The following is a 20009-nucleotide window of genomic DNA, read 5'->3' on the forward strand; positions in this document are numbered from 1 at the left end:
CAGCGCGTGGCCGCCGGGCTCACCACAGCGCGCAGCCGCCGGGCCGCCACAGCGCGCAGCTGCGAGGCCCCCGGCGCGCGAAGATGGGCGATCCCTCCGGCCGCACGCCCGTGGTCCGCACACTGCGCCACACCCGCGAACCCTCGTCGCCCGGCCACATCCCGCGAGCGGCCCGGGTCCGGACGCGAAAAGGGGCGGCGCGGCGGGTGGGTTAGGCGCGTGGCCACCCCCAGCGGCCACGTGAGTCACCCGTGGGCCGCTGCGCCACCCCGGGCCGGTGTCACGTTTCCGAAACACCGGACAGGCGTATCGTAGTCTTTCCGGCACAGGATGTGTCAAGTTTTCGGAACAGCTACGCTGACCGGTGTCACGTTTCATGTCTGCAGGTGGTGTGTGGTGAGCGAAGAGCGCAGTTTCGCCGAACGGCTGGCGCACCTGATCGCGACCGTGCACCCGCCGGACCGCAAGCCGTACTCCTACCGGGAGATCGCGCACGGCGTCGCCGAGCAGACCGGCGTCACGATGTCGGCCACCCACGTCCAGCAGCTCGCCGTCGGCGCGCGCAAGGATCCCAAGCGCTCGCACATCCAGGCGCTCGCCCAGTTCTTCGGCGTGCCCGTCACGTACTTCTTCGACGACGGCGTCGCCGGCCAGGTCGACCAGCAGGTCGAGGACGTCGTCGCGTGGCGTGACGACGAGGCGCGGAACCTGGCGCAACGAGCCATGCGGCTGTCCCCCCGCGACCGGGAGACCGTCACGGCCCTGCTGGACCAGCTCAGCAGCTACGACGACACCCGCAGGCGCACCGGCCGGCGACGGAAGCCGGAGTGACCGCGGGCGGCTCGGCTACGATGACCCGGTCCGTGTTCGCGCCCCGGTGCACCCGGCTGGCGCCCGGTGACCAGGGAGGACCCATCGACGAGCCCGGCCTGCCGGCCCTCCGCGACCGGGCACGCGAGCGCGTGCGGACGGTGCTCGCCGCCGTCCCGCTGCCGCGGCCGTGGTCGATGAACGCCTGGGTCGACGGCCTCGAGCGGTGGCGGGGCCGCGAGATCGACCTCGTCCCGATCGCCTACCGGCCCGGCCAGCCGTCCGGGGCGTGGCAGGCCCGCCCGGACTACGACCTGATCGCCTACGCCGAGCACACGTCGGCGCTGCACCAGGACCACATCATCGCCCACGAGCTCGCCCACATGCTGTGCGCGCACACCGGGACCTGCCTGATGTCGGAGGCCGAGGCCGCCGAGCTCGCCCCGGACCTCGCGCCGCGGGCGTTGTCGCACCTGCTCACGCGCGTCACGACCGGGACCGACGAGTACGAAGCCGAGCTGATCGCCGTCCTACTGATGAGCGCGGCGACGAGCGAGCCACCCGCCGTTCAGCCGGGCGCGTCCGGCCGAGCGGCGGACCAGGCTAGGCGGCTGGCGGCACTCCTGGGATAGTCGCGTTTCGTGATCGACATACTTTTCGTCGGGGTCGGGCTCTTCGCGCTGTTCGCCGGAATCTGGCGCGCGGCCCGCGCCCGGCGTACCGGCGCGGGCGCGGGCCTGGCCGTCTCGCTCATCGCGCTGGGCGCGGCGTTCTGCTTCCTGTCGAACCGGGCCCAGCAGTTCGAGAGCGAGATCTACCCGAGCCTGGGCCGGCTGCTGTCGAACCTGGCGACGATGGTCGCGGCGTACGGCATCGGCCTGACGGTCGCGGAGATCAGCGGCACCCGCGACCGTGGCCGCCGCACCCGGCTGGTCGCGCTCGGCGTCGCGCTGACGGTGCTCGTGGTGACGTTCTTCAGCACCCCGGACCTGCCGCGCGGCGTCGGCGTGTTCGACGACCTGTACCGCACCCACCCGACGCTGGTGGTCTACGTCTTCACCTACACGGTCTACCTGGGCTTCGCGGTCCTCGACATCGGCTTCATGGCGGCGGTGACGATCCGGGCGAGCGGGGGCGCGCTGCGTGCCGGGCTGGCGCTGTTGCTGCTGGCGTCGGGGTTCGCGGTCGCCTACCTGGCCGGAAAGGTGGTCGGGACCCTGCGCGCGCTGCAGGCCGAGCACCCGGTCAAGGCGTTGTGCCGCGGGCCGTTCTCGACGCTGCCGTGCGCTCTGGACGTCGGGTTCCCGGCGGTGTCGGTGCTGCTGATCGTGGTGGGCCTGACGATCCCGGCCGTCCCCGGCCTGGTGGCCGCGCGCCGCGACGCCCGGACGCTCCGCCTGCTCCGGCCCTTGCGCGCCCACCTGACGCGGCGGTTCCCGGAAATCACACGCATCGACCCGTCGGGGGAGTCCCGCCGGGAGCGCCTGCTGACGGCGATGAGCGAGACCAACGACGGCTTGATCCTCGCGGGCGTGACGCCGGACGTCCCACCCGCGACGGCGGCCAGGCTGGTGCGCGACCTCCCGGACGAGCCGTCCGAGACCGAGCCGCCCACCGCGGCGGCGGAACCGTTCGCCGCGGACGTCGCCCGCCTGCGCGCCATCGCCCGCGCCTACCGGAGCCTGGAGGGGACACCGGCGCCCGAAGCCACCGGCCCGTGACCCGGCCTCACCCGCCGAACGGTGCCTCCAGCCGGAGCTCCCAGCCACGCTCGGTCAGCGCCACCAGCTGCAGCCCGTCGGCGCGATCGGTCAGCGGCAGCAGCGGCCGCACTCCCTCGGCGACCTGCGCGAGCGCCTCGTCCGAGCCGCCCATCGCGACGGTCAAGTGCGCGGCGGGGCGCGGACCGAACCGGCCCCCGTAAGGCAGCACGGACGGCCATCGAGCACAGACCGCATCGGCCACGGCCTGCAAGTCGGGAGCGGCAAGGGCCACGAAACCCGGCGCCACGACCAGCTCCGCCAGCTTCACGTCCGGGGGAGAGACGGCGGCCGCCAGCGAGCGGACCTCCGCCAGGACCGCGTCGGTCAGCGACGCGTCCGGCAAGAAGGGGTACAGCGCCGTCACGTGGGCGTGCAGGCCAGGACGGACCAAACCAGGGTCGACCCGCCGGGCCACGGCCAGCGCCGGCTCGGCAGCGGGCAACACCATCACGAGCGCGGTGGTTCCGACGGAAGGCACCCACGCATCATGGCACTCAGGCGACGGCCGCCGCCGGGAAGCGGCCCGAGCGGGCCAGTGCCAGGCTTCGCCGGCACAACGCCATCAGCTCCTGGTTGGCCCGGCTGTGCGGAACCTCGCCGCACAGCCCGCAGCGGATCGTCACCTCGCCCGCGAGCTCGTCGACGGCCACCAGGGCCTGGTGATCACAGCGACGGCACCAGCGGTACCCGATCGCCGGGTTCGTGTGCACCGGTGAGGCCACGCAGTCGTGGAGCCAGCGGCGGTGGGTCCGGCACGTCACGCGGTCCGTCGGATCCAGGCCGCCGGCGTCCTCCACCCCGTCCTCCTGCGCCAGCGTGGCCGCCAGCAGCGGATGGCGCGGTGCCGCCGGCCGGTCTTCCAGGCTCGGTGAGGCCCACGCGTGGTGGTCGCCGCATCGGCACTTGTCGGTCATTTCGCCCCCAGTCTCCGGGTCGTTCGCTGCGTCGAGTGTGAGCGGGGCAACAGGAGCCGACAACCGGAAAAACGCGGACTTTCGACCGGCGGCACGTCACCCGCGGCAGGCGGACGAGCGGACTTCGGCGCGCGGATATGCGAACATATGTTCTATGACCGACGAGGGGCCCATCCTGCACGCCGACCTCGACTCGTTCTACGCCTCCGTCGAACAGCGCGACGATCCGGCGCTCAAGGGACGGCCCGTGATCGTCGGCGGCGGGGTCGTGCTCGCCGCGAGTTACGAGGCCAAGGCCTACGGCGTGCGCACCGCGATGGGCGGCGCGCAGGCCCGCCGGCTGTGCCCGCACGCCGTCGTCGTGCGCCCGCGCATGTCCGCGTACGCGGCCGCCAGCCGGGCGGTCTTCGACGTCTTCCACGACACCACCCCGTGGGTCGAAGGGATCTCGATCGACGAGGCGTTCCTCGACGTCGGGGGGTTGAGCAGGATCGGCGGGCGGCCGAGCCACGTCGCCGAACGGCTGCGCGCGGCCGTCGCCGAGCGGGCCGGCCTGCCGATCACCGTCGGGGTGGCGCGGACGAAGTTCCTCGCCAAGGTCGCCAGCCGGGTCGCCAAGCCCGACGGCCTGCTCGTCGTCCCGCACGACGGCGAGCTCGAGTTCCTGCACCCGCTGCCGGTTTCGGCGCTCTGGGGTGTCGGCAAGGTCACCGCCGAGAAGCTGCGGGCGCGCGGGATCACCACCGTCGGCCAGCTGGCCGCGTCCGAGCACGTCGACCTCGTCGGGCTGCTCGGCCGGGGCGCCGGGGCACACTTGCACGACCTGGCGCACAACGAAGACCCGCGCCGGGTCGAGATCGGGGTGCGGCGGCGCTCGATCGGCGCCCAGCGGGCCCTCGGGCGCGGCCGGCGGACCCCGGCCGAGCTCGACGTCGTGCTCGTGGCGCTCGTCGATCGGATCGCCCGCCGGTTGCGCGCCGCCCGCCGCGTCTGCCGCACCGTGACGATCCGGCTGCGCTTCGCCGACTTCTCGCGCGCCACCCGGTCGCACACGCTCACCGACCCGACCGCCGGCACCGGCGTGCTGCTCGACGCCGCGCGCGAACTGCTCGTCGCCGCGCTGCCGTTGATCGCCGACCGCGGGATCACGCTGCTGGGTGCGGCGCTGTCCAACCTGGCCGACGACAACCCGTTCCAGCCGGCGCTGCCGTTCGAACGGCAGCGGGCGACCGAGCTCGACACCGCGCTGGACGCGGTGCGCGACCGCTTCGGCAAGGCCGCCGTCACCCGCGCGGTGCTGCTCGGCCGTCCGGACGACCTCGAAATGCCGATGCTGCCGGACTGAGGTGTCAGCCGGGCCGGCCCGGAATGCGCGCGTGCGTCAGCGCGGAAAGCGCGGCGGGCCGCAGCGCGTCGGTGCGCCGCCACAGCCGCGCGTCGACGCTCTCCCGCTGTCCCGCCTGCTCGACGACGTCGAAACCGGCGTCGCGCAAGAGCCCGGACAAGGCCGCGGGGGAGAGGAACGTGTGCCACGGCTCACCCTGCCCGGCGACCACCGGCCCGACGGCTTCGGCGTAGCCGTTCCCGGCCGCGTCGCGCAGTTCCGCGGGCAGCAGGTGATCGGCCACGATTTCCGATCCCGGCGCGAATCCGCCGAGCTCCCGCAATGCCGCGGCAATCGCCGTTCGGGTCAGGTACATGGTGACACCGAGCCAGCTGACGAACACGGGGCGAACCGGGTCGAGTCCACTCTGGACGAGCCGTTCCCGCAGCGGTTCGGCTTCGAAGTCGACCGGGACGAAGGTGACCGAAGCCGGTTCGGCGACGCCGGCGGCGGCCAGCAGTTCCCGTTTGGCCGACTGGGTCGCCGGATGGTCGACCTCGAACACCCGGAATCGTCGCGGCGCGGTCCGATACGCGAACGAATCGAGCCCGGCGCCGAGAATCACATACTGGTCTATACCGGAATTGCCACGCATCAGGCGCGCTTCGGCGAACCGGCTCCGGCAGACCGCTTCGGCGCGGGCACCGGCCAGGATCGGGTGGGTACCGTGGAGCCGGTGGTAGGCCAGGAGTTCCTCGGCGCGGGCCCCGAGCAGGCGCGCCGCGAAGGTGTCGGAGAAGATGAACGGTTCGGTGTCGACGAGCAAATGAGCCGCACGCGCGGCGGCGGCCGTGAAGGCGGTCCGGCTGACGCGGGGAGCATTAGCGGAAAGCTCGGCAAGGTTCATGCCACCACGGTACCGATTCGATTTCGAGCATATCACAAAATTGAATCCCGGACAAGACGACGAGCATTTCGGCTCGGTTGCGGTCACTCTGGACGCGGACGACCCGTTCGCCGCAGCGGCCATTGTGGACGCTTCCGGGTGTCGCGCGTGCCGGGCCTGATTCGACACGTTAGGGTCAGTCCGACCGTGTTCTGGAGAAGATGAGGAACGACGAATCATGGCGCAACGGGTACAGGTCCAGATGGTGGACGACCTCGACGGCAGCGAGGCTTCGCAGACCGTCCCCTTCAGCCTCGACGGCGTGACGTACGAGATCGACCTGTCCGAGGAGAACGCCTCCGCGCTCCGGGACGAACTGGCTCGCTACGTCGCCGCCGCGCGGCGCATCGGCGGCCGCAAGGTCCGCCTCGCGACCGGCCAGTCGCTGGGTGGTGCGTCCGGCTCGGGCACCGACCGCGAGCGCAACCGGCAGATCCGCGAATGGGCCCAGGCGAACGGCTACGAGGTCGCCGAGCGCGGCCGTCTGTCCAGCGAGATCATCGCCGGCTTCGAGGCCGACCAGGCCGCGGCGGCCGAGCCGGCCGACGCCAAGCCGGCGCGCAAGCGAGCGACGCGCAAGAAGTCTTGAAGGCCGGGTCCGCTCCGGCTGGGCGGCGCCGTCGGGTGCCGCCCAGCCGGTAGGCCGCCCTTCATCGAGGTGGCGGTCGGTATTCCTTTGGTGTCACACGGTCACGCGTTCGGTTCGAAGTGGACGTTGTGCCCGCCCCGACGCCGCCGAACGGGCATCGCCCGGTCCGGCGCGCCGCGAAAAGCTTGTCGGAGAGCGGCTCCGATGGCCAGACTGTCAGTGCTCCGCGCGGCCGGTACCGCGGTGGAGCACCGGCCCGGTGGCCGCCTCCTCCCTCGATGGTCACCGGGCCGCCTCCTTTTCGCGGGTGTGACAGCCCCATTCGGCCATCCGGGCGCCGCCCACCTCCTCCGGTAGACATCCGCGCCGAACAAGCGCACACTCGGGCTACTCCATACTGCATACAATCTTCAGTTTGCGGGAGGCGGTCGCCATGGGCGAGGTGCGCGAACTCCGGGACGTCTACGGACGGCGGTACCGCGTCGGCGAGTCCGACCGGGAACTGCTCGGCCGGCCACGGTCGTGGATCACCTGGCTCGCCGCGGCGGCCATGCTCGCCGCCGGGGTGCAGCAGTACGGCTTCGGCGCGATCGCGCCGTCGCTGAGCCGGACGCCCGGCTGGTCGTTCGGCGGCGTCGTCCTCGCCCTCGCGGTGTGGGCCATCTGCCAAGCCGGCGCCGCGTTCCCGGTGGCGTGGCTCCGGGAACGCGGCCGGCTCCCCGCGCCCGCGGCGATGGCCGCCGGCGCGGTCCTGTGCGCCGCCGGGCTCGTGACGCTCGGCCACGCCACCAGCCTGACCACCGTCTTCCTCGGCTACTCCGTGCTCGGCGGGTTCGGCACCGGCATGGTGTACGCCACGTGCGTCGGCGCGGTGCTCGCCTGGTTCCCGGACGGCACCGGGCCCCGCGCCGGCATCGTGAGCGGCGCCTTCGCCTACGGCAGCGTCCCCTTCGTCGTGCTCGCCGCCGGGCTGCCGGCCGCGCGCCCGGTCCTCCTGGACGCCACCGCCGCGATCGTGCTCGTCGTCATCGCCGGGTGCGCGGCGCTGCTGCGGTACCCGCCGCGGAACTGGTGGCCCACCACACCCGAACCGCGGGCCTGGGCCCTCGACCGGGCGCACAACCGGCGCCCGGCCGTCCGGCACTACCGGCCGGCGGAGCTGTTCCGGTGCGGGACGACGCTTTCGCTGTACCTCGTGGTCGTCCTCGCCGCCGCCGTGCTGCTGTTCGACCTGGCCTACCTGGCGACGTACACCGCCACGCGCAGCGGACCCGGGCTCGCCGCGGCCGCCCTGGCGCTGCTCGCCGCGGCCACCGGCAGCGGTCGGGTCCTCATCGGACGGCTCGCCGACCGGCTCGGCCGGCACCGGATCCTGCGCTTCGCCCTGCTCGCCGGCGGCGTCGCCCAATTCGTGCTGCTGTATTCCGGTGGCCACCGGCACGCCGTCGGCCTGCTGCTGGGCGTCGTGCTGGCCGGCCTCGGCAACGGCTGCTGCTACACGCTGCTCGTCGGCCTGGTGCGCGAGTACTTCGGCGAGGAATCGGCGGCGCAGAACTTCGGGATCCTCTACAGCGCCAAGGCCGTCGGCGCGGCGGTCGGGATCGGCCTGGCCACGCTCGTCGCGACGGAGCAGGGGTTCGTCGCGGCCGGCGTGCTGAGCCTGGCCGGCGCGGTGCTGTCCGGGCGGCTGACCCAGCCGGGCCGGCCCCGGTCCCTGCTGCCGGTGGCCTGACGTGGGGCGCATGACGAGCAGGCGGCGGGTGCTGCGCGTCCACGACGGACGGCACACCGCGCGGCCGGACACGCTGACCGTCGAGGAACCCCTCGAGATCCGGGTCGCCGGCCGGCCGCTGACGATCACCATGCGCACCCCGGGCGACGACTTCGACCTCGCCGCCGGCTTCCTGGTCGGTGAGGGCGTGGTCCGCGCGGCGGCGGACATCCGGTCGATCCGCTACTGCGCCGGCGCCACGGCAGACGGCGGCAACACGTACAACGTCCTCGACGTCGTGCTCGCCGACGGGGTCGCCCCGCCGGACGCCTCGGTGGAACGCAACTTCTACACGACGTCCTCGTGCGGCCTGTGCGGCAAGGCGAGCCTGGACGCCGTGCGCACGACGGTCACCTGGCCGGTCGCCGACGACCCCCTGGTCACCGACCCGGCGACACTGACCGCGCTGCCGGACGAACTCCGGGCCGCCCAGCGGGTGTTCGACCGGACCGGCGGCCTCCACGCGGCGGGGCTGTTCGACGCCGACGGAAAGCTGCTGTGCCTGCGCGAGGACGTCGGACGGCACAACGCGGTGGACAAGGTGGTGGGCTGGGCGACCCGGGACGGCGTGCTGCCGCTGTCCGGGACGGCGCTGATGGTGAGCGGGCGGGCGTCGTTCGAACTGGTGCAGAAGGCCGTGATGGCCGGGATCCCGTTGCTGGCCGCGGTGTCGGCGCCGTCTTCGCTCGCGGTGGACCTGGCCGCCGAGCTCGGCCTGACGCTCGTGGGCTTCCTGCGCGGGACGTCGATGAACGTCTACACGCGACCGGACCGCCTCGGTCTTCAGCCGAGCTGAGCGAGGACGGCGGCCACGGCGGGGCCGGCCTCGGCCCGGTGCCCGGCGGCGAGCTGCCACGGCACGGGCCGTGCGAACCGCCGCACGGTGAGCTCCGGAAACCGCGCGGCGGCGGAAGCGGGCAGGACGCAGGCGGCGAACCCGGCCCGCACCAGCCCGGCGGCGACGGCGAGCTCGTCGACTTCGAGCGAGATCCGGCGGTGGGGGAACGCGCGGTCGACGGCTTCGCGGATCGCCCAGCCGGGCGGGAAGTCGACGAGGGAGAGCGCGGAGAGGTCGGCCGGGGCCGAGCGCGCTCCGCCGGGTGCGGTGGCCAGGACCAGCTCTTCGGCGGGAAGCAGGGTGGCGACTTCGGCCGCTTCGGCGAGTTCGTCGCCGACGCGGGTCACCACCACGTCCACAGTGGACTCCGGCGGCCCGCACCGCACCTGGCTCACCTCCACCCCGAGGCCCGGGTGCGCCTGCCGCAGCCGCGTCAGCACCCGGTGCAGGTCGGCCAGCAAGCCCGGGCGGACCCCCAGCCGCACCCGGCCGTCCACCGGGGACACGGCCGCCCGGGCCCGCTCCGCCGCCTCCAACGCCGCCCGCGCGGCGGGGACGAAGGCCTCGCCCGCGGGCGTCAGGACCACCCGGTGCGTCGTGCGGTGGAACAGCGGCGTGCCCAGGTCCCGCTCCAGCGCCCGGACCACTGTGGACACCGTCGACTGGACCGTTCGCAGGCGCTGGGCGGCCGCCGTGAAGCCGCCTTCCTCGGCGACCGCCACCACCACCGCCAGCTGGCGGAGCTCCATCAGCCCAGCAGCTCGCGGACCAGTGCCGCCGTCTCGCTCGGCGTGCGCCCGACCCGGATGCCCGCGGCCTCCAAGGCTTCCTTCTTCGCCGCGGCCGTGCCCGCCGAGCCCGAGACGATCGCGCCCGCGTGGCCCATCGTCTTGCCTTCCGGGGCGGTGAAGCCCGCCACGTACCCGACGACCGGCTTCGACACGTGGGCGCGCACGAACTCCGCCGCCCGCTCCTCCGCGTCGCCGCCGATCTCGCCGATCAGCACGATCAGGTCGGTCTCCGGGTCCTTCTCGAACGCCTCGACCGCGTCGATGTGCGTCGTCCCGATGATCGGGTCGCCGCCGATGCCCACGCAGGTCGAGAAGCCGATGTCCCGCAGCTCGTGCATGAGCTGGTAGGTCAGCGTGCCGGACTTCGACACCAGGCCGATCCGGCCCGGGCCGGTGATGTCGGCCGGGATGATCCCGGCGTTCGACCGGCCGGGGGAGATGATGCCCGGGCAGTTCGGGCCGATGATCCGCGTCCGCCCGCCGGCCGCGACGGCGTGCGCCCACAGCCGCGCGCTGTCGTGCACGGGGACGCCTTCGGTGATCACCACCGCCAGCCCGATGCCCGCGTCCACCGCTTCGACCACGGCGTCGGCCACGAACGGCGGCGGCACGAACAGCACGCAGACGTCGGCGCCGGCCGAGGCCATCGACTCCGCGACGCTGCCGAACACGGGCAGCGAACGGCCGGGGAACTCCACCCGCTGCCCGGCTTTGCGCGGATTCACCCCGCCGACGACGTTCGTCCCGGCGGCCAGCATCCGCCGCGTGTGCTTGGCGCCCTCGGAACCGGTGATGCCGGAGACGACGATCCGGCTGTTCTCGTCCAGGAAGACGGCCACGACTCAGACCTCCGCGATCGCGAGCTTCGCCGCCTCGCGGGCGGCGTCGTCCATGGTGGCCACCGCGGTGACCAGGGGATGGGCGGCTTCGGCGAGGATCCGCCTGCCTTCGGCGACGTTGTTCCCGTCGAGCCGGACGACCAGGGGCTTGGTGGCGCGCGCACCGAGGATTTCCAGTGACCGCACGATCCCGGTCGCCACCGCGTCGCACGCGGTGATGCCGCCGAAGACGTTGACGAACACGCTGCGCACCTGCGGGTCGCCGAGGATGACGGTCAGCCCGTCGACCATCACCTGCGCCGACGCCCCGCCGCCGATGTCGAGGAAGTTCGCCGGTCCGCGGGCGCCCGCCTCGGCCGCGGCCGCCGCCACGACGTCCAAAGTGGACATGACGAGCCCGGCGCCGTTGCCGATGACGCCGATGTCGCCGTCGAGCTTGACGTAATTGAGGCCCTTCGCGCGGGCGGAGCGCTCCAGCGGATCACCGTCCGAAGTGTCGTCGAACGACGAGGAACGGCGGAAGGAGGCGTTGTCGTCCAGGGTGATCTTGCCGTCCAGCGCGACGATCCCGGTCGCCGTCAGCGCCAGGGGGTTGACCTCGACGAGCGTGCAGTCCTCGGCGACGAACACGTCCCACAGCTTCTCGACGACGCCGGCGACTTCACCGCGGACAGCGGCGGGGAACGCCGCCGCGACGGCAGCTGCGTCGACGCCGGCCAGGGGATTCACCGGCACGCGGACCAGCGCGTCCGGCCGGGTGGCCGCGACCTCCTCGATCTCCATCCCGCCTTCGGCCGACGCCATCGCGAGGAACGTCCGCCCGGCGCGGTCGAGCAGGAAGGACAGGTAGTACTCGTCGGCGATCTCGCTCGCTTCGGTGACCAGGACGCGGTGCACGGGGTGGCCCTTGATGTCCATCCCGAGGATGTCGTCGGCGGCCTGCTCGGCGTCGTCGGCCGTGCGCACCACGCGGACGCCGCCCGCCTTGCCTCGCCCGCCGGTCTTCACCTGGGCCTTGACCACCACCGGGCCGCCGAGGGCGACCGCGGCGGCCCGGGCCTCGGCCGGATCGGCGGCGACCCGGCCGCGGGGGACCGGGACGCCGTGCTTGTCGAAGAGGTCGCGGGCTTCGTGTTCGAAGAGGTCCATGCGGGAGCGTCCTTTCCGCGGCGGGGCAGGGCGAAGGGCGTGGAGTGGTGGTCCGCGGGGGCCGGTTCGGAGTCCGGAAAAACCCTGCGGATGGCCCTGGACACGGGCTGCTTGAAGAGTGACTATATGCCTACCCCATACGGTATGCAATCTACAGTCTGCCGCGAAGGGGCCGCTGACCTCGGACATCAGGCGACACACACCGCCGGACAAGAGAGCTCCGGTGGCGGACCAGAGGAGTTGAGCCATGGCGCTGACCACGACCGGCACCACCGCGGGGGAGAGTGCCGCCGCGACGAACGGCGCCGCGCCGGCCGGGATATCCGGCGGCCACCTGGTGGCCAAGGCGCTGAAGGCCGAAGGGGTCGACACGATCTTCACGCTGTGCGGCGGGCACATCATCGACATCTACGACGGCTGCGTCGACGAAGGCATCGAGGTCATCGACGTCCGCCACGAACAGGTTGCGGCGCACGCGGCCGACGGGTACGCGCGGGTCACCGGCAAGCCCGGCTGCGCGGTGGTCACCGCCGGGCCGGGCACCACCGACGCCGTCACCGGGGTCGCGAACGCGCTGCGCGCCGAGAGCCCGATGCTGCTGATCGGCGGCCAGGGTGCGCTGACCCAGCACAAGATGGGGTCCCTGCAGGACCTCCCGCACGTGGACATGATGACGCCGATCACCAAGTTCGCTGCCACCGTGCCGCACACCGCGCGCGTCGCCGACCTGGTGAGCATGGCCTTCCGCGAGGCCTACGCCGGCGCGCCCGGGCCGTCCTTCCTGGAGATCCCGCGGGACGTCCTGGACGCCCGCGTGCCGCTGGAAACCGCGCGCATCCCCGAAGCGGGCCGCTACCGGGCGTCGACGAAGAACGCCGGCGACCCCGCGGACGTCGAGAAGCTCGCCGACCTGCTGGTGCACGCCAGGAAGCCGGCCATCCTGCTCGGCAGCCAGGTCTGGACCACCCGCGCGACCGGGCCGGCCACCGAACTCGTCCGGACCCTGAACATCCCGGCGTACATGAACGGCGCCGGCCGCGGCACGCTCCCGCCCGGCGACCCGCACCACTTCCAGCTCTCGCGCCGGTACGCCTTCGACAACGCCGATGTCATCGTCATCGTCGGCACCCCCTTCGACTTCCGGATGGGCTACGGCAAGCGGCTGTCGAAGGACGCCACCGTCGTTCAGATCGACCTCGACTACCGCACGGTCGGCAAGAACCGCGACGTCGACCTCGGCATCGTCGGCGACGCCGGCCAGGTCCTCGCCGCCGTCGCCGAGGCCGCGTCCGGCCGCACCGACAACGGCGCCGTCGGCCGCAAGACCTGGCTCGAGGAACTCCAGGCCGTCGAGGAGAAGGCGAAGCAGAAACGGCTGCCGCTGCAGCACTCCGACGCGAGCCCGATCCACCCGTACCGGCTGGTCCACGAGATCAACGAGTTCCTCACCGAGGACTCGATCTACATCGGCGACGGCGGCGACATCGTCACCTTCTCCGGTCAGGTCGTCCAGCCGAAGTCGCCGGGCCACTGGATGGACCCGGGTCCACTCGGGACGCTCGGCGTCGGCATCCCGTTCGTCCTCGCCGCCAAGCACGCGCGTCCGGACAAGGAGGTCGTCGCCCTCTTCGGGGACGGCGCCTTCAGCCTCACCGGCTGGGACTTCGAGACGCTCGTGCGGTTCGACCTGCCGTTCGTCGGCATCGTCGGCAACAACTCCTCGATGAACCAGATCCGCTACGGCCAGGCCGCGAAGTACGGCCTGCCGCGCGAACGCGTCGGCAACACCCTCGGCGACGTCCGCTACGACGAGTTCGCGCGAATGCTCGGCGGGTACGGCGAAGAGGTGCGCGACCCGGCCGACATCGGGCCGGCGCTGCTGCGGGCGCGGGAGTCCGGCCTGCCGTCGCTGATCAACGTCTGGGTCGATCCCGACGTGTACGCCCCCGGAACCATGAACCAGACCATGTACAAGTGAGCGGAGGCCAGAGCATGGGCAAGGCACTGGAGGGCGTCCGCGTCCTCGACATGACCCACGTGCAGTCCGGACCGTCGTCGACGCAGCTGCTCGCCTGGCTCGGCGCGGACGTGATCAAACTCGAAACCCCCGGCCGCGGCGACATCACCCGCGGGCAGCTGCGCGACCTGCCCGGCGTGGACAGTCTCTACTTCACGATGCTCAACGCCAACAAGCGCAGCATCACGCTCAACATGAAGAGCGCCGAAGGCAAGGAAGTCTTCGAGAAGCTCGTGTCCGGAGTGGACGTCCTGGTCGAGAACTTCGGACCCAGGGTGGTCGACCGGTTCGGCTACCCGTGGGAGAAGCTGGCCGCGCTCAACCCGCGGCTGGTCTACGCCTCCATCAAGGGGTTCGGGCCCGGCCGCTACGCCGACTTCAAGGCCTACGAAGTGGTCGCGCAGGCCATGGGCGGCGCGATGAGCACCACCGGCTTCGAGGACGGGCCGCCGACCGCGACCGGCGCGCAGATCGGCGACTCCGGCACCGGCATCCACCTGGTGGCCGCCATCCTCGCCGCGCTGTACCAGCGGACCTCCACCGGCCGCGGCCAGCGCGTCCAGGTCGCCATGCAGGACGCCGTGCTCAACTTGTGCCGCGTCAAGCTGCGCGACCAGCAGCGGCTGGCCCACGGCCCGCTGGGGGAGTACCCGAACGAGAACTTCGGCGACGAGGTCCCGCGGTCGGGCAACGCGTCCGGCGGCGGGCAGCCGGGCTGGGCGGTGAAGTGCGCGCCCGGCGGGCCGAACGACTACATCTACGTGATCGTCCAGCCGCCCGGCTGGGCGCCGCTCGCGCGGTTGATCGGCAAGGAGGAGCTGGCCGAGGACCCGGCGTGGGCCACTCCCGAGGTGCGGCTGTCCAAACTGGACAAGATGTTCGCCCTCGTGGAGGAGTGGACCGAGAAGCACACCAAGTGGGAAGTGATGGAGAAGCTCAACGCGCACAACATCCCGTGCGGGCCGATCCTGTCCACGAAGGAGCTCATCGAGGACGAGACCCTGGCCGAACTCGGCTCGGTCGTCGAGGTCCCGCACCCCGAGCGCGGCAGCTTCAAGACCGTCGGCTGCCCGCTCAAGCTGTCCGACTCGCCGGTGGAGATCGAACGCTCGCCGCTGCTCGGCGAGCACAACGACGAGGTGCTGACCGAACTCGGCTACAGCGAGGCGGAACTCGAGAAGTTCCGCGCGGCGGGGGTGATCTGACGTGGCGGATCGCGCGGCGGTCGAGAAGATCCTGGAGCGGGCGGCGGCCGAGGGCCGGTCGTCGCTGACCGCGCCCGAGGGGCGTGCGGTCTGCGAGGCCTACGGTATCCCGACCCCGGCCGAACGGCTGGCGGCCACGGCCGAGGAAGCCGTGGCCCACGCCGAAGCCATCGGGCTGCCGGTGGTGCTCAAGATCGTCTCGCCGGACATCCTGCACAAGACCGAGGCCGGCGGCGTGCTCGTCGGCCTGGACGACGCCGAAGCGGTGAGGGCGGGCTTCGCGCGGATCCTCGACAGCGCGAAGGCCTACGACGCCGAAGCGCGGATCCTCGGCGTCCAGGTGCAGCGGATGCTCACCGAGGGCCAGGAGGTGATCATCGGCTCGGTCACCGACCCGACCTTCGGCAAGATCGTCGCGTTCGGCCTCGGCGGCGTGCTGGTGGAGGTGCTCAAGGACGTCACCTTCCGGCTCGCGCCGACGTCCGCCGGGGAAGCCCTCTCCATGATCGACGGCATCCAGGCGGCGGAAATCCTCAAGGGGGTCCGCGGAGCGCAGCCGGTCGACCGCGACGCCCTCGCCGCGGTGATCACCGGCCTCGGCGAGCTGGTCACCGACTTCCCGCAGCTGTCGGAAGTGGACCTGAACCCGGTGCTCGCGACACCACGGGGCGCCACCGCGGTCGACGTCCGGATCCTGATCGACCCGGACGCGGCGAAGGAGCCGCACCGGTTCACCCAGGAGGAGATCCTCGCGTCGATGAACCGGATCATGAAACCGGCGTCGGTCGCGGTGATCGGTGCGTCGGCCGAAGCCGGGAAGATCGGCAACTCGGTGATGAAGAACCTGGTCGACGGCGGGTACGCGGGGGAGATCCACCCGATCAACCCGAAGGCCGCCGAGATCCTCGACCGCAAGGCCTACCCGAGTATCACCGACGTGCCCGGTGACGTCGACGTCGCGGTGTTCGCCATCCCGGCGAAGTTCGTCCCCGCGGCGCTCGAGGAAGCCGGCCGGAAGGGTGTGGCCGGCGCGATCCTCATCCCGTCCGGCTTCGGCGAGACCGGCAACGTCGAGTTGCAGGACCAGGTCGTCGCGATCGCCCGCGAGCACGGCGTGCGCATCCTCGGCCCCAACATCTACGGCTACTACTACACGCCGGAAAACCTGTCGGCGACCTTTTGCACGCCGTACGACGTCAAGGGCGGCGTGGCCCTGTCGTCCCAAAGCGGCGGCATCGGGATGGCGATCCTCGGCTTCAGCCGCTCGGCGAAGATGGGCGTCTCCTCGATCGTCGGCGTCGGCAACAAGGCCGACATCGACGAAGACGACCTGCTCACCTTCTTCGAGCACGACGAGAACACCGAGCTCATCGCCATGCACCTCGAGGACCTCAAGGACGGGCGCGCGTTCGCGGAGACGGCCAAGCGGGTCTCGCGGCGCAAGCCGGTCGTGGTGCTCAAGGCCGGCCGGACGTCCCAGGGTGCCAAGGCGGCGAGCTCGCACACCGGCGCGCTGGCCGGCAACGACCAGGTCTACGACGACATCCTCCGCCAGAGCGGCGTGATCCGGGCGCCCGGGCTGAACGACCTGCTCGAGTACGCCCGCGGCATCCCGCTGCTGCCCACGCCGCAGGGCGAGAACGTCGTCATCATCACCGGTGCCGGCGGCTCGGGCGTGCTGCTCTCGGACGCCTGCGTCGACCACGGCCTCGGCCTGATGGCGATCCCGCCGGACCTCGACACGGCGTTCCGGGAGTTCATCCCGCCGTTCGGCGCGGCCGGCAACCCGGTGGACATCACCGGCGGCGAACCGCCCTCGACCTACCGCAACACGATCGCGCTGGGCCTGGAGGACGACCGCATCCACGCCCTGATCCTCGGCTACTGGCACACCATCGTCACCCCGCCGATGGTGTTCGCGGAACTGGTGTCAGAAGTCGTCGGGGAATATCGCGCGAAGGGCATCCACAAGCCCGTTGTTGCGTCGCTGTCGGGGGACGTCGAGGTCGAGGAGGCCGGCGATTACCTCTACGACCACGGTGTCGTCGCCTACCCGTACACGACCGAAAAGCCCGTGGCCGTGCTCGGCGCGAAGTACCGCTGGGCGCGGGCCGCGGGCCTGCTCTGAGCGTTTCCACAGGGGCTGGCCCACTCATCAGGAAAGGACGATGATCCACCAGCACAACGGCAACAGAGGGACATGAGTCAATGGTGACGAAAGAGAACTCTTATGACCGCAGCCACGTACCAGGAGATCACCGACAAGAACGGAAGAGTCTACCGGGTCGGTGAGACCGACCGGGACATCATGGGCCGGCCACGGTGGACGATGGTCGTCCTGCCGTGGGTGGCCATGATGGCCATCAGTTCTTCGGAATACGCGTTCACTTCGGCCGAGGACACGCTGTCCTCGGCGCACGGCTGGCACGGCGCGCACATCTTCTGGCTGCTGGCCGTCTGGGTGTTCTTCCAGGCCGCGGTCGCCTTCCCCGCGGGCAAGATGCGGGAAAGCGGCCGGCTGTCGGCCCGGTCGGCGATGCTGCTGGGCGCGGCGGGCACCGTGCTCGGGTACCTGGCGCTGGCCTACGCACCGAGTGTCTTCTGGGCCTACCTCGGCTTCGGCCTGTTCGGTGGCGGCGGTGCCGGGTTCGTCTACGCGACCTGCATCAACATGGTCGGCAAGTGGTACCCGGAGCGGAAAGGCGGCAAGACCGGCTTCGTCAACGGCGGGTTCGCCTACGGCTCGGTCCCGTTCATCTTCATCTTCACGAACTACCTCGACCTGGGCAACTACGGCACCATCCTGCCCGCGGTCGGGCTCTTCCTGGCCGCGGCCGTCGCGGTCAGCGGGTTCTTCTTCCGGGACCCGCCGAAGAACTGGTGGCCGGCGCACGTCGACCCGCTGAAGGTGCCGGACGACCCGCGCGTGCGCCGGTCGCTGGCGAAGAACCCGCCCGCGGTCAAACAGTTCACGCCGCGGGAGGCGCTCCGGACCGGCATGCTGCCGCTGATGTGGATCTGCCTGCTGTGCACGGCGGGGGTCAACATCTTCGGCATCTCCGCGCAGGTGCCGTTCGGCAAGGAGATGGGCTTCGCGGGCGGCATCGTCGCGCTGGCGATGAGCCTCAAGGCGGTCATCAACGGCGCCGGCCGGGGCGTGATCGGCTGGATCTCCGACCGCTACGGGCGGCGGCAGACGCTGCTGCTGGTCTGCGTGGTGCTGGGGCTGGCCCAGGTGGCGGTGTACCTGTCCGGCTCGATCGGCAGCATGCCGCTGTTCCTGCTGGCGTCGATGGTGTCCGGGTTCGGCGGCGGGGCGATCTTCCCGCTGTTCGCCGCGCTGACCGCCGACTACTTCGGCGAGAACAACAACGCCAGCAACTACGGCCTCGTCTACAGCTCGAAGCTCGTCTCCGGGATCGTGGGCGCGGGCCTCGGGAAGCTGGTCATCGACGGGTGGGGCTACGGCGCGGCCTTCTACCTGGCCGCCGGGACGAGCCTGCTCGCCGCCGGTCTCGCCCTGTTCCTGCGCCAGCCGGGCCGCAAGCCGGGCGGGATGCGCTCCGGGCTCGCCGAAACCGAGCTCGTCGCGCGGCCCGCCACCGGCTGACGTCCGGCAGAACGGGACGGACCGAAATCGGCGCGGACGAAAGAGATTCCTCATGACCACAGCGCAATACCAGGAGATCGTCGACGAGAACGGCCGGGTGTACCGGGTCGGCGAGACCCCGCACGACATCATGGGACGCTCACGCAGCTGGATGGTGTGGCTGCCCTGGATCGCCATGATGGCGGTCAGCGTCTTCGAGTACGGCTGGGGTGCGGTCGAAGGCACCCTGGAGGAGAAGTACGGCTGGACGCTGTCGGACGCGTTCTGGCTGGCCAGCATCTGGGCGGTGTTCCAGGCCGGCGTCGCGTTCCCGGCCGGGCGCCTGCGGGAGAAGAACATCGTGTCGGCGAGGACGGCCATGCTCGCCGGGGCCGCGTGCAGCGCGATCGGCTACTTCACCATTTCCCACAGCGGCAACCTGGTGCTGGCGTTCGCCGGCTACTCGGTGCTGGGCGGGATCGGCGCCGGGCTGGTGTACGCGACCTGCGTCAACATGGTCGGCAAGTGGTACCCCGAGAAGCGCGGGGCACGGACCGGGTTCGTCAACGGCGGCTTCGCCTACGGTGCCGTCCCGTTCATCTACGTGTTCGCCGCGTTCCTCACCCCGGCCAACTATTCGACGATCCTCGACGTCATGGGCGTGTACATGCTCATCGCCGTCGGGATCTGCGGGTTCCTGTTCAAGGACCCGCCGAAGAGCTGGTGGCCCAAGGACGTCGACCCGCTCACCTGGGTCCGCGACCGGAAGTCCGCGACCGGGGGACTGGCCAAGAACCCGCCCGCGGTGAAGCAGTTTTCGCCGATGGAAGCCGTCCGGACCGGGATGCTGCCGCTGATGTGGGTGTGCCTGGTGATCATCGGCGGGGTGTCGCTGTTCGGCATCAACTTCCAGGTGCCGTTCGCGAAGGTGAGCCACTTCGGCGCGTTCGTCGCCGCTTCGTCGGCCGGGGTCCTGGCCGTCGTGAACGGTACCGGCCGCGCGGTCGTCGGCTGGGCGTCGGACAAGCTCGGGCGGCGGCAGACGCTGACGCTGGTGCTGGTGATCGCGGCCGTCGCGCAGTTCGGCGTGCTGTACGCCGGGAACACGCACAACCTGGTGCTGTTCATGGTGTTCGCGTTCTTGACCGGGTTCGGCGGCGGCGCGTTCTACCCGCTGTTCGCGGCGCTGGTGCCGGATTACTTCGGCGAGAACAACAACGCGTCGAACTACGGGCTGGTCTACAGCGCGAAACTGATCGGCGGTGTCGGCGGCGGTGGGCTCGCCGCCGGGGTCATCAGCGTGTGGGGCTACACGGGCGCGTACCTCCTCGCCGGAGGTATCGCGCTCCTGTCGGCGGTGCTGACGCTGTTCCTGCGCCAGCCCGGCCGGAAGCGCCACCAGCTCGCCGAAACCGAGCTGGTGGCGCGCCGGGCGTCGGCGGCGGCCGGCGGCTGATCCGGGGT

At 71.7% G+C, this 20009-nt stretch carries 18 protein-coding genes; 12 read left to right on the top strand and 6 right to left on the bottom strand.

What is annotated here, in order from left to right:
- The first annotated feature begins 396 nt into the window (after positions 1 to 396).
- Genes ACWEVN_RS34675 through ACWEVN_RS34685 form a run of 3 tightly spaced genes read left to right on the top strand, consistent with a single transcriptional unit; the run spans position 397 to position 2531 of the window.
- Complete coding sequence (locus ACWEVN_RS34675) at positions 397 to 831, top strand: XRE family transcriptional regulator (protein WP_310972807.1); 435 nt, start codon at positions 397 to 399, stop codon at positions 829 to 831.
- Between the two features lie 32 nt (positions 832 to 863).
- On the top strand, positions 864 to 1442 hold the full coding sequence (locus ACWEVN_RS34680) for a hypothetical protein (RefSeq protein ID WP_449682532.1): 579 nt from the start codon (positions 864 to 866) through the stop codon (positions 1440 to 1442).
- Between the two features lie 9 nt (positions 1443 to 1451).
- Positions 1452 to 2531 (top strand): hypothetical protein, encoded by a 1080-nt coding sequence (locus ACWEVN_RS34685; protein ID WP_452054086.1) that lies wholly within the window; start codon positions 1452 to 1454, stop codon positions 2529 to 2531.
- Positions 2532 to 2538: 7 nt separating this feature from the next.
- Here ACWEVN_RS34685 and ACWEVN_RS34690 read toward each other — a convergent pair whose 3' ends face one another.
- Both ACWEVN_RS34690 and ACWEVN_RS34695 read right to left on the bottom strand, forming a co-directional pair.
- Complete coding sequence (locus ACWEVN_RS34690; RefSeq protein ID WP_452054087.1) at positions 2539 to 3051, bottom strand: 2'-5' RNA ligase family protein; 513 nt, start codon at positions 3049 to 3051, stop codon at positions 2539 to 2541.
- A 16-nt stretch (positions 3052 to 3067) separates the two neighbouring features.
- The gene (locus tag ACWEVN_RS34695; protein ID WP_452054088.1) at positions 3068 to 3487 is read right to left on the bottom strand and encodes a hypothetical protein; all 420 of its coding nucleotides are present in this window, start codon (positions 3485 to 3487) and stop codon (positions 3068 to 3070) included.
- A 154-nt stretch (positions 3488 to 3641) separates the two neighbouring features.
- Here ACWEVN_RS34695 and dinB point away from each other — a divergent pair, with 154 nt between their 5' ends.
- On the top strand, positions 3642 to 4832 hold the full coding sequence (gene dinB, locus ACWEVN_RS34700) for a DNA polymerase IV (RefSeq protein ID WP_452054089.1): 1191 nt from the start codon (positions 3642 to 3644) through the stop codon (positions 4830 to 4832).
- A gap of 4 nt (positions 4833 to 4836) precedes the next feature.
- Here the strand turns inward: dinB and ACWEVN_RS34705 are convergent, their stop codons facing one another.
- A complete protein-coding gene (locus tag ACWEVN_RS34705; protein WP_452054090.1) occupies positions 4837 to 5805 on the bottom strand; it encodes a class I SAM-dependent methyltransferase in 969 nt (322 codons plus the stop codon).
- Between the two features lie 130 nt (positions 5806 to 5935).
- On the opposite strand from ACWEVN_RS34705, the gene ACWEVN_RS34710 reads away from it, so the two are divergent.
- The 3 genes from ACWEVN_RS34710 (at position 5936) to fdhD (ending at position 8913) form a co-directional block, all read left to right on the top strand.
- Positions 5936 to 6346 carry a histone-like nucleoid-structuring protein Lsr2 gene (locus ACWEVN_RS34710; protein WP_310972800.1) on the top strand — a complete coding sequence of 137 codons (411 nt, stop codon included), beginning with the start codon at positions 5936 to 5938 and terminating at the stop codon, positions 6344 to 6346.
- Positions 6347 to 6761: 415 nt separating this feature from the next.
- On the top strand, positions 6762 to 8078 hold the full coding sequence (locus ACWEVN_RS34715) for an OFA family MFS transporter (RefSeq protein ID WP_449682526.1): 1317 nt from the start codon (positions 6762 to 6764) through the stop codon (positions 8076 to 8078).
- A 1-nt stretch (position 8079) separates the two neighbouring features.
- Entirely contained in the window at positions 8080 to 8913 is an 834-nt protein-coding gene (gene fdhD / locus ACWEVN_RS34720) for a formate dehydrogenase accessory sulfurtransferase FdhD (RefSeq protein ID WP_449682525.1), read from the top strand.
- Here fdhD and ACWEVN_RS34725 read toward each other — a convergent pair.
- The 3 genes from ACWEVN_RS34725 to sucC are packed head-to-tail and all read right to left on the bottom strand — an operon-like array spanning position 8901 to position 11734.
- A complete protein-coding gene (locus ACWEVN_RS34725) occupies positions 8901 to 9704 on the bottom strand; it encodes a LysR family transcriptional regulator (RefSeq protein WP_452054091.1) in 804 nt (267 codons plus the stop codon). The genes fdhD and ACWEVN_RS34725 overlap by 13 nt on opposite strands.
- The gene (sucD, locus tag ACWEVN_RS34730; protein WP_452054092.1) at positions 9704 to 10585 is read right to left on the bottom strand and encodes a succinate--CoA ligase subunit alpha; all 882 of its coding nucleotides are present in this window, start codon (positions 10583 to 10585) and stop codon (positions 9704 to 9706) included. Before sucD ends, ACWEVN_RS34725 begins: the two co-directional genes overlap by 1 nt.
- Before the next feature lie 3 nt (positions 10586 to 10588).
- Positions 10589 to 11734: an ADP-forming succinate--CoA ligase subunit beta gene (sucC, locus tag ACWEVN_RS34735; protein WP_452054093.1), complete on the bottom strand. Its 1146-nt coding sequence runs from the start codon at positions 11732 to 11734 to the stop codon at positions 10589 to 10591.
- A 247-nt stretch (positions 11735 to 11981) separates the two neighbouring features.
- Here sucC and ACWEVN_RS34740 point away from each other — a divergent pair, with 247 nt between their 5' ends.
- The 5 genes from ACWEVN_RS34740 to ACWEVN_RS34760 all read left to right on the top strand — a co-directional run bounded on the left by ACWEVN_RS34740 (position 11982) and on the right by ACWEVN_RS34760 (position 20001).
- Positions 11982 to 13712: a thiamine pyrophosphate-binding protein gene (locus tag ACWEVN_RS34740; protein WP_449682521.1), complete on the top strand. Its 1731-nt coding sequence runs from the start codon at positions 11982 to 11984 to the stop codon at positions 13710 to 13712.
- 14 nt (positions 13713 to 13726) lie between these two features.
- Entirely contained in the window at positions 13727 to 14956 is a 1230-nt protein-coding gene (gene frc, locus ACWEVN_RS34745) for a formyl-CoA transferase (protein WP_452054096.1), read from the top strand.
- 1 nt (position 14957) lies between these two features.
- Positions 14958 to 17084 (top strand): acetate--CoA ligase family protein, encoded by a 2127-nt coding sequence (locus ACWEVN_RS34750; RefSeq protein WP_452054094.1) that lies wholly within the window; start codon positions 14958 to 14960, stop codon positions 17082 to 17084.
- Positions 17085 to 17186: 102 nt separating this feature from the next.
- Positions 17187 to 18566 (top strand): OFA family MFS transporter, encoded by a 1380-nt coding sequence (locus ACWEVN_RS34755; protein WP_449682519.1) that lies wholly within the window; start codon positions 17187 to 17189, stop codon positions 18564 to 18566.
- 52 nt (positions 18567 to 18618) lie between these two features.
- Positions 18619 to 20001 carry an OFA family MFS transporter gene (locus ACWEVN_RS34760; protein ID WP_452054095.1) on the top strand — a complete coding sequence of 461 codons (1383 nt, stop codon included), beginning with the start codon at positions 18619 to 18621 and terminating at the stop codon, positions 19999 to 20001.
- Positions 20002 to 20009: the final 8 nt, after the last annotated feature.

It is taken from the genome of Amycolatopsis sp. NPDC003861 (assembly GCF_053605405.1).

Bases quoted from the DNA above. Each gene is read 5' to 3' on its own strand.
- ACWEVN_RS34725 (WP_452054091.1), bottom strand. From the start codon at position 9,704: ATGGAGCTCCGCCAGCTGGCGGTGGTGGTGGCGGTCGCCGAGGAAGGC.
- ACWEVN_RS34755 (WP_449682519.1), top strand. From the start codon at position 17,187: ATGACCGCAGCCACGTACCAGGAGATCACCGACAAGAACGGAAGAGTC.
- ACWEVN_RS34695 (WP_452054088.1), bottom strand. From the start codon at position 3,487: ATGACCGACAAGTGCCGATGCGGCGACCACCACGCGTGGGCCTCACCG.
- dinB (WP_452054089.1), top strand. From the start codon at position 3,642: ATGACCGACGAGGGGCCCATCCTGCACGCCGACCTCGACTCGTTCTAC.
- sucC (WP_452054093.1), bottom strand. From the start codon at position 11,734: ATGGACCTCTTCGAACACGAAGCCCGCGACCTCTTCGACAAGCACGGC.
- frc (WP_452054096.1), top strand. From the start codon at position 13,727: ATGGGCAAGGCACTGGAGGGCGTCCGCGTCCTCGACATGACCCACGTG.
- ACWEVN_RS34740 (WP_449682521.1), top strand. From the start codon at position 11,982: ATGGCGCTGACCACGACCGGCACCACCGCGGGGGAGAGTGCCGCCGCG.
- ACWEVN_RS34710 (WP_310972800.1), top strand. From the start codon at position 5,936: ATGGCGCAACGGGTACAGGTCCAGATGGTGGACGACCTCGACGGCAGC.
- ACWEVN_RS34760 (WP_452054095.1), top strand. From the start codon at position 18,619: ATGACCACAGCGCAATACCAGGAGATCGTCGACGAGAACGGCCGGGTG.